Origin of the sequence: Candidatus Desulforudis audaxviator MP104C, assembly GCF_000018425.1 — a bacterium.
GTDB lineage: Bacteria > Bacillota > Desulfotomaculia > Desulfotomaculales > Desulforudaceae > Desulforudis > Desulforudis audaxviator.
The window spans coordinates 1,762,134-1,773,657 of record NC_010424.1 but is presented as its reverse complement, the minus strand read 5'-3'; the positions used below and the strand labels follow the sequence as shown (position 1 = coordinate 1,773,657).

Annotated in this window: 3 protein-coding genes and 1 pseudogene; 3 read left to right on the top strand and 1 reads right to left on the bottom strand. The window is 64.8% G+C overall.

Annotation, left to right across the window (positions count from 1 at the left end):
* Nucleotides 1–37: 37 nt before the first annotated feature.
* Nucleotides 38–289 (top strand): annotated as a pseudogene (locus DAUD_RS13140) (UvrD-helicase domain-containing protein); the annotation flags it as partial.
* 316 nt (nt 290–605) lie between these two features.
* Here DAUD_RS13140 and DAUD_RS12835 read toward each other — a convergent pair.
* Nucleotides 606–797, bottom strand: coding sequence for a hypothetical protein (locus tag DAUD_RS12835; protein ID WP_242647838.1), 192 nt, complete (start codon nt 795–797; stop codon nt 606–608).
* A 341-nt stretch (nt 798–1,138) separates the two neighbouring features.
* On the opposite strand from DAUD_RS12835, the gene DAUD_RS08490 reads away from it, so the two are divergent.
* Together DAUD_RS08490 and DAUD_RS08485 are read left to right on the top strand one after the other, a co-directional pair.
* Nucleotides 1,139–6,739: a hypothetical protein gene (locus DAUD_RS08490; protein WP_012302756.1), complete on the top strand. Its 5,601-nt coding sequence runs from the start codon at nt 1,139–1,141 to the stop codon at nt 6,737–6,739.
* Between the two features lie 5 nt (nt 6,740–6,744).
* Nucleotides 6,745–11,514, top strand: a complete 4,770-nt coding sequence (locus DAUD_RS08485) for a DEAD/DEAH box helicase (RefSeq protein WP_012302755.1) — start codon at nt 6,745–6,747, stop codon at nt 11,512–11,514.
* Nucleotides 11,515–11,524 lie beyond the last annotated feature (10 nt).

The window sequence follows — 11,524 nt, the reverse complement described above, 5'->3', positions numbered from 1 at the left end:
CCTCCCCTGAGGCACTGAAGAACCCGGTTGACCAGGCCTGAAAACTTGTCACCACCCTGATCATAACACGCTTGTGGTTGCCGGCCCCGAGGCGGGGAAGACGGAACTTCTGGCGCAGCGTGCGTGTTACCTCCTGGAAACCGGTCTGTGTCCTACCCCGCGGCGCATTCTGGCTATCTCCTTTAAACGGGATGCAGCGAAAAATCTCGGTGAGCGAGTGCAGAAGCGGTGTGGTGATCGCGCCCGGCGTTTTGACTCGTTTACACTCGATAAGTTTGCAAAGGGCCTGGTTGACCGTTTTATGCTGGGCTTGCACGCAGATTGGCGAACCACTGCCGGGTATGAAGTGATGGTCCGATCATTGCCGGTGGATGAGATGCGGGTTTGGCTCGAAGCTGCTGGAGTTCCAACAGGGCAAGCACCACTAGACATTAACGGGCTTCAAAGCCACCAGATTAAGAAGCTTTTTGACTTATACTCTCATGGATACCCACTTCCATGTGACGGTGCGGAGGTAACCCCATTAATTCGCCATCTTAGTCGGCGTTGGTGGCGTGAACAACTAGCTCTTCCCCCGGAACGGCCAAGCCTGACCTTTCCGATGCTCAATCGCTTGGCTGCATTTCTACTGAGAAATAACCCAAAGCTGATTGCAGCGCTCCGAATGACTTATGTATTTCGGCAATGGCGAAGTGGTCAGCATGGGCGGTGAACTCCGCCTCGGACATGTGGGCAAAGGTGCGCAGGCGGCCGAGGGCGGTGCGGATCAGCTCCAGCACCGGCTTGTCCGCTGTCATTGTAGTGATCCCTCCCGGCGTGCGCGCCGTGGCGCCAAGCAAATGTCTTGGGACTTCCTGGCAACCTTTTGGCCTTATATTAACACAGGCGGGCAAGGTTTGCCAGTATTTTGCGCCAAAACGCCGGGTGCAAGTCGTAAGGAGGCTCGGGCTTGGGGCGTTCGGTGTTGTTCTCCTTTTCTCCTCAAACGGAAGCGGCGCGGCTTCCGGTTTGGGCGGGTATGGTGTCCCCGAAGTTATGGCCGGGGGACGTCAGGCAGGAATTGGTGTTTCTTGCACGAATTATACATAAAATACCGAAGAAAGATACTTTTGGTTCAGCAGGGGGGGCGGGGCTGGGAATGCTTGCGGACTGTCAAAGTATCGCCGAATGCGAGTCGAGGTTGGCCGCTGCACTTGAAGACCACGGCCGCCACCACCACCGCGAACCCCTTTTTCTGCACGAACTTCCCTTAACCCAACCAGATGTGTCATTAATCGAGTCCCTGGTCAAAAACCTGATCAAGGAAAACCCCCGCGGATGGGTGCAGTTTCTGGTCCAGCGGGCTCCGCTCTTCTTGGCTGTTTTTCTTGTGTGGCGGGGAATAGCTGGTTACCGGGACGGGACGTATTGGCCGGCGGTGCGGGAAATTACCGGCATTAGTAGCCGTGCGGACGAAGAAGCGTTGGGTGCGGCCTTTCTCAAGGCCCTGCACGATTATGATTTGCGTGCGGAAACCGATCCCGAAGGCCTCCGTTATGTGACCCCTATTCTTTTTCACACCGGCATCCCCGACGCGTGCTTGCCGGAGTTCTTCCGGGAGGTGGTCTGGCGGCGTTTCGTGGCCCGCGATGTGGTGGAGAAAGAGGGAGTGCTCCTGGAACTCGGGCGGCTCCGGGAGGAGAGGGGGCGCGCCCTGCAATCCGAGGATCGACGCAGACTGGAGCATTTGCTGGGGGCCAAGAGGACATTGCTGGCCCGTCGGCGCTTTCTCGAAGAGTACCGTGCCTTGTCCGGACGGCTGACAAGCCTTCAGGAGCAGCGTCGCCGAGTGGCCGAGCTTCTGGATATTGACGATGAGATCGTGCGACGGGAGGGGGAACGCCACCGGCTTCTACAGGACCAGGACCGATCATCTCGTGACCGGAAGATTCTGGCGGATCAAGACCGGCACCTCATCGCCAGCGAACCCTCACTGCGGCAGATTGAGGAACGTTTGTCCGCTGTCGAAGCGGAATTGACGGTCCTGCTTATGGACCGCGAGCGGCTCAGGGGACGGTTGGCCGTTTTCGGCACGGATCCGGGTGTTTCGGACTGGGAACGGCAGCTCTACCGACGCTTGATTTGTGAGCAGGAGCCGGAGCACTGGTCATGGCTGCGGCGGACGGTTTTAGCCTTTCAAGCGGTCCCGGCGATGGTCGGCGGCACACCGCCGGCCGGCGGCGGGCTCGCCGAGCAGGCGCGGGAACTGTTGCGGGGGTACGAGGCGCTACTGGCGCGGTGGAACAATCTTAAAGACGTTTTGGTGACGCTGCGGCTAGACATCACCCGCCATTGCCCGGTGCGGCTGATGGGCCAAGCCGCTGTGCTAAGGAGCCGAACCGATGAGTTTCTTGGCTCCGCGAACCTCTCGGCCCTGTGTGAGGATGTCCGGGCGGCCGCCCGCCGCTGGCTTGATTTAATCAGCGATGCCAAAAAGCGACAGGCAACAGCGTCCGCGACGGAGGCACATGTTGCCCGCCAACCGGCCGCGCTGGAAGCGGAACTCGCCGACAAACGCGCACAACGTCAGCAACTGATTGAGTGGCTGAAAGAGCATCTGGACCACGAGGTGACTGCGGCGTGGCCCGAGTGGCCACAAATCCTGGGCGTCCTTGACAAGGTGGAAGCCCGGTATAGCCGGCGGCTGGCCGTACTGAAGGGCGACTTGGATGAGGCGCTGGGACGGCCCGTGGACGCCGAGACCTTTGACGCCGGGACCTTGGACGAGGAGATGCATGCGGCGCAGGACGCCCTCAACGGCCTGGACCGGCAAGTCAGATCCCTTGAAGCCCGGGTTCCCGTACCACCGCTGTCATATGTGGACAAACCGATACAGCGTCTTCTGCATTACGGCGGGCCTGCGGCGGAGAGGTTCGTCTGGCCGGCCGTGCAGTTGCTGCTAGCGGCCCTGGGCGGCGAGGCGCACAAACCGGCGCAATGGCCGCAGACATACCGCCATCAACGGGTTTGGGAGGTTTTTGGCCGCTGGTGGCAGGATGAAGGCCGTGCACTCTGTACGACGGCGCTGCGCCTTCCGCGGCCGCGCCTTGTGTGCTGGCGCGAAAACGGCAAGTGGATGGTAGGCGTGGAAACGCCGGCGGAGTTGTGGAACCGACCGGACCTGGTGGTCCTGCACAACGAGCACAAGCTTGTTTCCCGCTCTCGCCCCTGGAGATGCTGGCCGCTTGCCGGTTTGGACGGTGCGGTGGAAGTGGCGGGCGAAGAGGGTGTGCTGGTGACGCTGGACCTGCAAGCGTTTTGGCAACTGCACCAACCCTGTCTGGTCTTTCGGGGTTCGGACGACCAGGATGGTCCGCTGCCGGCGGTGCGGCGCATACCGCGGGGACAAGTGCTGGTGGTCGTCCCGGAAGAATGGAGTCGCGAGCAAGCCGACGACGAGCCGGCCACGCCGCCGCCGGAAAAGGTGGCGCTGCCGGGGTATGTGGCCCACCACTGGCGCACGGAGCGCGCGGCGGCAAGGATTACCTTCGTGCTCCCCGATGGGGAAAAACTCGCGCTGAACGCGGGTGCTCAAGAGTTCTTCCTAGCGGGGGAACCCGGGTGGTCTGACAACCTGGATGAGCTTGGTCCGGTTTTCGGCGGCGCGCCCCGGCTGATTCCCGCCAGACCGGAGTGCTGGCAGGGAGTGGGGACCGTGACGCGGTTATACAGGCAGACGAGACGGCGGGGGGAACAGTTGCTGCAGATGGACGCTCGTTCGCCGGACGGTGGGCTGGTTGTGCCGGTGGACCCGGAAAGCCACTGTTACTGGGTGGTGCTGTACGACCGGCAGCGATATGAAAGGGAGCGCTTGGCTTTTCGCTGTCTGCCGGGTCTGCGTGAGGTACGCATGGTTCCGGAGCAGGCACCTGTTTTCCCCCCGCCCGCCGGCCACGGCGCCACCGCGGTGGAGATCGTCGGCGACGGCGCTTACGCTCTGGAGTCGGCCGAAGGGGCCGAGGCGGACGCCCGCCCCCCGCTGTGCACCGGCACGCCAACGGGCCTGCGTGTTGATTTGCCGCCGGATCCCCGGTTTGATCACCTGCTTTTGCGGCTGACGGCGACCGGTGGGCGGCCGGTACCCATACGGGCGGTGTTTGAACGGGTGTGGTGGGGCGTCGACACCGAAGGCCGGGAGCCGGGAGAGGTGGCATGGACGGATCGGCCCGTGGAATTGGCGCGCGACTGGTTCCGGCCCACCTCGGACAAGGTGCTTTGGCTCCGTTGGGCCGGGGAGGGGAAGCGGCTGGGCGCGGTGACGAAGGTATATATCGGCCTCGATCCGGATGACCGCCGGGCGTTTCCGGCACGGCAGGCGGGGTCCCTGCGATTGGTCAGGGTGCCGCTCTACGAATTCGCTGCTCCCCTGGAACGCCCAGACCGGACCCTATTGCGGCTGTGGCTCGAGGGGGTGGGCGCCGCGACAATCGGGTTCCTGCCGGGTTTGGGTAGCCTAAGGGCGCCTTTCCTGCGGGGCGGGAAAACCATTGCCGGTGTGGCGGTGGCCGGCGGCGGGCCGGTTTATGAAGCGGAGGGCCTACCCGCCGTGGTCTTGGCCCTGCGAAACCGTTCCGATCTCAGGGGTTGGTCGGTGGCCGTGAGGCGCGAACCTGCGGGTGAGGATCAGATGGAGTGGCAAGCCTTGACTGAGCTGTCCGGGATAACCACCGGAGAGCGGGCCGGTGGCGCGCTGGAGGCGGTGTTGGATCTGGCCTCCGCCGCCTTGCTTGGCCTGGAGCCCGTGGGGCGCTACGTCCTCCGCCTGCGGGCTCCCGATGGCGCGCTTTACCCCCTGACTCTGACCGTCATTCCCCAGTTTGTCTACGACTTTGCGCCCGCCCTGTTGCTGCCCGCGGACCAGGCACAAGGGTCATCGGTAACGGGCACCGTGATAACGGCACCGGACACGCACTTTGCCGTCAAGCCGCCGGCGATGGTGACGGAGGTGGCGGACGAGGTCGTGGAGTTTACCGTTGACGTCGGGGCGAAAACGGTGGCGGGGACCTATTTGTTTCAGGGCAGTCCTGAAGCGATGCCGCACTCCCTGGACATCGAGCTGGCCTTGCCGCGGGTGTGGTGGCGGCCTGCGGGGGGCGGCGCCACGCAGGAGACCGACCAGTGGACGACGACGTTTCGCGAGATATGGGTCGGCGAGGCGTCTCCGGGCCGGTTTGCCGTGGACGTGCGGCTGCCGCCGACGCGGCGCTGGGGCGGTTGTCTTCTGGTGTCGGATGACGACGAGCCCCGGGTTTATGCGGGGGAGAAGCAGTCGGAACAGCATTTCCGCTTCGTCGTCGATCATCCAACCCGCCTTTCTCGGACCGGGGACAGGGCCGTGCGCACACTGGCGCTGGATGTCCATGACCACCGCCGAAGGCCGGTGCGCCGCGGTGCGCTCCTTGCCTTAAGGTACCGCTGGGAAGTGGTCGAGCCATCCGTGCGGTGGGTGTGCCCGCTGTGGGGCACCGAGCCGTTGTGGTTGGCGCGGTGGACCGACAGGGGCCGGGTGCCGGGACGCCGGCTGGAGCTTTTCAAGGCGTGGACCCCGTGGGAGCCGGCGCTGGAATGGGAGATCCCGGACGGCGCGGCGACGCTGATGCTGGCCGCCCAGGGGCGGACAGTACCGGCGGGACCCTACCTGTTGCGGTTCAGAGGCGCGGAGGCCGGGGTGGAAACTTTGCAGTCCGACGCGTCCCTTAGAACCGGCGCCAACGGCTTCTTTATGCATCTGGATGACGGGCGCCCGCACATTCGGGATTTGTCCTGCACCTGGGAGTCGGAGGCTCCGGTGGTCCGGGGCAAAGCGGCCAATTGTCCCGCGGGGGTGGCCGTTACGGTCGTGCTGCTGGGCATCACGGGCAAAGCGGTCGTGGTCGCCCGGGGCACCGGTGCGGTCGGTGCGGACGGCGGTTTTTGCATAGCGGTGCCCGGCCGGACCGCCGCACCGGAAGCCGGCGGCGGCACGGGCGACGCCTCCCGCTACGGGTTTCACTGGTTGGCGGTCTTCGCGGACAGCAGCCCCGCGGCCTACCAGGCAAGGATTCTGGACCGGCCGGCGCCCCTGGAAGTGCCGTGGCCCGGGGGCGCAGCGGACCGGAGAGGGGTGTGGGCGGCGGCGCTTGGAGGGGCCCCGGCGGTGTCGGCAGGGCTTGGTCTGAAGCTGCGCAGCCTGGACGGGCGGATGAAGGACATGGTGCTGACGGGGCACGTTTCCCGGCAGGTCTTGAAATGCCGGCGGGAGGGACCGGATGAACTGGAAACGAAAATCTCCGTCCACAACCAAAGCAAGAAGCTACGGCTGCGGGGGCTGCAGGGTGAGGCGGTGATAGTCGAAATGGAGAAGGGCGTGGTCTGTACAAATCCAGCCTGCCCCCAGCGGGGCCGCCTCCTCCCCAGTCAACAGGTCTGGGATCGTGAGCACTACCCCAAAGGCTGTAAGCAGGTTGAGATCCGGTATCGGCCGTTTGAGGCGGAGCTCACGCTGTTGTGGGATGTAAGGGCGCTGCTGACCATGGGGCGGCAGCACTATCCCTGGGCGCGGGAGTGTTACCACGTGCTCGGTGACAGCCAAACCAACCCGTTGCCGATTGCGGTGGCCCCTTCCGACGCCGGTGTCCCGGGGGTCGATGACCTGGTGGCGGAACTGGCGGCCAGGGAACTGGCGTTGGCCGCCGCATTGGAAAACGGCGCTGAGGTGTAAGGAAAATGGAAAGCCAAATGACAGTGGACGCGGCGTTCTCTCCTCTGGGACTGCTGGAAGAAGTGGCGAAGCGATACCGCCGCTACCTTTACACCACCTTCTACTTTCGGGATCCCTTGCTGCGCGCTTCTTTCAACCAGGCCCTGGCCGCTGCCAACCTGGTGCGGGGGCCGTACCTGGAGGTGGCCCGGCCCTACCCATTGGGGGTGGGAGCGGAACGGCTCTTGGAGGATGTCCTGGGAGAACCGCCGGACAAGGGTTTCTTGGAAGCCATTCAGGGGACGCGACCGCTTTACCGACACCAGGAGGAGGCCATCAGGGCGGTCTTTCGAGAGCGCAATGTGGTGGTGGCCACCGGGACGGGCAGCGGCAAGACCGAGGCCTTCTTGCTCCCGATCCTGTTCCATTTGTACCGGGAGTTTCGAAAAGGGGAACTCGGCCCCGGGATTAGGGCCATGATTTTGTACCCGATGAACGCGCTGGCGTACGACCAGCGGGACCGGCTGGGGGAAATAGCGCGCCGTCTGGAAGAGGAGGGCTCTCCTTTTCGTTTCACCTTTGGTCAGTATATCGGTGACACGCCCGAGGATGAGCGGGATACGCGCCGGGAGGCGCAAAAGCATCTCGCCGAGTATCGGCTGCCGGGCGAGTTGGTGTTGCGGTCGGAAATGAGGGAGACGCCGCCGCACATCCTGCTGACCAACTACTCCATGCTGGAGTATCTGCTGATCCGCCCCGCGGACAGCCCCTTGTTCGCCGGGACCGGTGCGCGGCGCTGGACCTACCTGGTGCTGGACGAAGCGCACCAGTACCGGGGGGCGCGGGGGATGGAGATGGCCATGCTGATCCGGCGCCTGAAGGAGCGCCTGCGGGACGGAGGCAAGGAAGGTCCCTTCCGGTGTCTGGCCACCAGCGCCACCCTCTTGGGGGGCGAGCAGGATCGGGAGGCGACCGCACATTTTGCGACCACTCTTTTTGGAGAAGCGTTTGGACCCGAGGACGTGATCACCGGAAAGCCGCCCGCACCGGCGGGGGAGGAAAGGGCGTCGGAGAAAACATGGTACGACCTGACGCCGGCGGACTACGCGTTAATGCTGGAGGTTTTGAACCAGGGGACGGACGGGGCGAGAAAACGACTGGCGGGACTGGCGCGCCGGAAGACGGATGCTGGTGCACCAGAAGAGGATCCGGACTCGGTGTGCGGACGCCTGCTGGCCCACGACCGGCGCGCGCACCGGTTACGGGAACTCGGGGTCGGCGAGCCGCGGCCCGTGGCCGCCATTGCCCGGGAACTATTCCCTGAGATCGATGATGAAGCGGCGCGGGTTGGGGCCTTGGGGATGCTGGTGGTGCTGCTGATGCAAACCGCGGCTGCGACGGCGGGCGCGGGACGGAGCAAGCACGCGGGGCCGCCGGTGTTGGCCGCGCGCTACCATTTTTTCCTGCGCTCCCTGGACGGCGCCTTTGTCCGCTACCGGGGCGGACGCCGGGTCCTGGTGGAACGCGCCGCCTCTCCGGAGGCGGGCGTTTTCGAGGTGGCCCTCTGCCGCGAATGTGGGCAACATTATTTGGTAGGCCGGATACAGGGTGACGGCCGGCGGGGCCGACTGGTGGAAGCCGTGCGGGATCCGAGCCACCCCGAATACGGGGCGGTGTTTTTTCGGCCCCTGGAAACACCCCAATCTGTCGAATCAGACGCAGAGGATGACGAATCGGCTGCTCCGCAAGACCGGCAGCGTTATGCGCTGTGTGTGCAGTGCCGGGCCATTTGGCTGGAGGGATTGGCACCGCTTTGCGACCACGCGGAGATACTCGCGGTGGAAAGAGAGGAAGCGGCGCGGGAAGGCGACGATCAAATTCCCCGTTGCAGCGCCTGTGGCTATCAGGCGCCCGACCCGGTACGGGAAGTGGTGCACGGTACCGACGGCCCGCATACCGTGATCGCCACCACGCTGTACCAGGAGCTGCCCTCCGACCGGAAAAAAATCCTGGCCTTCGCCGACTCACGGCAAGAGGCGGCCTTCTTTTCTTGGTACCTGGACCGGACCTACCGGGACCTGCTGACCAGAAACCTGGTTTGGCAAGCCGGGAGCGCGCTGGGCTGGCGGACGCGGGAGGGGCTTTCCCTGGCGGACTTGGCGGATGAATACTACCGCTTGCTGCGCAGCCGCCACCTGGCCGCGCCTTACGCGTCGGAGACGGAGTTGCGGCGGGAGGCCGGCATCGCGGTTTGCCGGGAGTTCTTGACCGAGGAGAAAAGGATCTCCCTGGAAGGAGTGGGATTGGGTTACTGGTCCCTGCGTTGGCCTGACTGGTACGGCCCGATGGAGTTTTTACGGGCCGGCCCTTGGACGCTGGGGGCCGAAGAGGCTCTGGAATTGCTCCAGGTGCTGTTTAACCTGCTCCGGGACCAGGGGGCGGTGGAGTTACCACTGGACGGACCCGCCGGGTTGGTGACCTGGGACGATCTGCATCTCAAGCGGCCCCAAAAGCGGGTGCGTTTGGGGCCACCGCGCGGGGAAAAAGGGGTGTGCAGTTGGGAAGGCGCCCGGAGCGGGCGGGTGCGCCTGCTCAAAAAGATCCTGATGGCGCGCGGCCTGGATAACGGGGAAGCCGTCCGAGAGGCGGGCCTCTGCCTGCAGCGGATCTGGGAGGCGGTGCTGGAGTACGAGCGCAAGGCGCCGGAAACCGCCTACCGGTTGCTGCTGCCGGCGGCCAACAATGCCTGGCGACTGAACTCCGCCTGGTGGCGTTTCCACGTTTTCCGGCCGGAGGCGACGCTTTGGCGCTGCGATATGTGCGGACGCGTGGGGCGGTGGTCTGTGGCCGGTCTTTGCTCCCGGCCCGCCTGCCCGGGGCGGATGGTCCGCGCCGCAGCGGGTGAACTCACCGACAACCATTACCGTTACCTCTACCAGAGTGCGTTCCCCGGAAGGCTACGGGTCGAGGAACACACGGCGCAGTTGGGGCGCAAAAAAGCCCGGGAGTACCAGGAGGCCTTCAAGAAAGGCCGGATCCACCTGCTGAGCTGTTCCACCACCTTTGAACTGGGAGTCGACCTGGGCGATTTGGACACCGTTTTTCTGCGCAACACCCCTCCGGAGGCCTTCAATTACGCCCAGCGGGTCGGGCGGGCGGGACGCCGTCCGGGGCGGCCGGGAATCGCCCTCACCTACTGCCGGCGTGCGCCGCACGACCTTTACCATTTCGCCCATCCCGAGCAGATCCTGCACGGTTCCACCAAACCGCCGGTGCTGCGGCTGACCAACCCCAAGATCGTGTTGCGCCACGTGGCGGCGGTGGCGTTGAGCAGCTTTTTCCGGGAATATCGGGAGCGGTTCGACTCGGTGCAAAAGCTGTGCGTGGATCTGCAGCGCCCGAGCCTGGTGGCTGACCTGCACGCCTTCTTGGAAGAACGGCGCCGCGAGATCGAAGCGATACTGCGAAGGATCGTGCCCGCAGAAGGCGAGTTGCACGCCGTGCTTGGCCTGCGCGACGGAAAATGGATTGATTTGCTCACCAGGGAATCCCTGGAGCGGGAGGAGCCCCGGCTCCTATTGGCGGAGGCGGAGGTGGCCGACGATTACCGGAAGCTACACGCCCTGGAGGCGCGCGCCAGCGCGAGGCGCGATCACCCCACAGCGGAGTGGGCCAAAGACCGGGCGGAAACCATCGCCCGCGAGGATGTTCTCTCGTTCTTGTCCCGCAAGGCGGTGATCCCCAAATACGGTTTTCCGGTGGACGTGGTCGAACTAGACACCAGGTTGGGCCGGACCAGCGAGGGCGAGAACCTGCAGTTGCAGCGGGACCTCAAGGTGGCCATCGCCGAATTCGCGCCCACCAGCAAACTGGTGGCCGACAAACTCCTATGGACCTCATACGGAGTGAAGCGCGTGGCCGAGCGGGAATGGGAGGTGTGGTGCTACCGCAGGTGCCGGGAACACAAAAGGTACGACGTTTGGAAGCCGACGGAAACACCGCCGCCGTCGTGTTGCGGGGCGGCGGGAGGGGAGGAGCGGTTCTTAATTCCCCGGTTCGGCTTCGTCGCGCCGCCGGAAAAGCCCAAACAACCGCAGCGCCGTCCGGTGCGGATGTTCAGCACCCGGCCCTTCTTTGCCGGGTTCCAGGGGCCGGACCGGGAAAGCCTGGCCATGCCGACGGCTGATCCCCTGCTTACGGTCAGCAGAGCCCGTCCGGGCGGAATGGGCGTGCTCTGTGAGGGACGCCGGGGCCGGGGTTTTTGGATCTGTGCGGCCTGCGGCGCGGGTTTTCTGAAGCAGGAGAAGGTGCACCGCACACCGTTTGGTGAGCGGTGTGGGGGCGCGCTGCAGCGGAGGGCCTTGGGCCACCTGTTTGTCACCGACGTGGTGCAGGTCCGTTTCCGTTTTCCCGCCCCTGCCGGAATGAATGAGGTCTGGTTCGCCTACTCGCTGGCCTATGCTTTGGCCGGCGGCGCGGCGGAGGTGCTGGAGGTGCTGCCCAACGACGTCAGCGCCGTGGTCCTTCCGGGCGACAGCGCCCAGATTTTGCCGATCATCCTTTACGACAACGTGCCCGGGGGCGCCGGTCTGGTGGCGCGTCTGGAGGAGGAGAACACCATGCACGACTGCCTGCGAGCGGCGTACAGAAGGGTGACCGGGAGCTGCGGTTGCGGGAGCGACGAGAGCTGTTACGGTTGCCTGCGAAACTACCAGAACCAGTTTGCGCACCACGAACTGCGCCGGGGGCCGGCGAAAGACCTGTTGGAACAGCTCCTGGCCGGCTGGGGCGCTTGAGCAGGCACCC

What these genes read in the sequence shown, in the direction of transcription:
- DAUD_RS08485 (WP_012302755.1), top strand. Translation starts at nt 6,745, where the DNA reads ATGGAAAGCCAAATGACAGTGGACGCGGCGTTCTCTCCTCTGGGACTG.
- DAUD_RS12835 (WP_242647838.1), bottom strand. Translation starts at nt 797, where the DNA reads ATGACAGCGGACAAGCCGGTGCTGGAGCTGATCCGCACCGCCCTCGGC.
- DAUD_RS08490 (WP_012302756.1), top strand. Translation starts at nt 1,139, where the DNA reads ATGCTTGCGGACTGTCAAAGTATCGCCGAATGCGAGTCGAGGTTGGCC.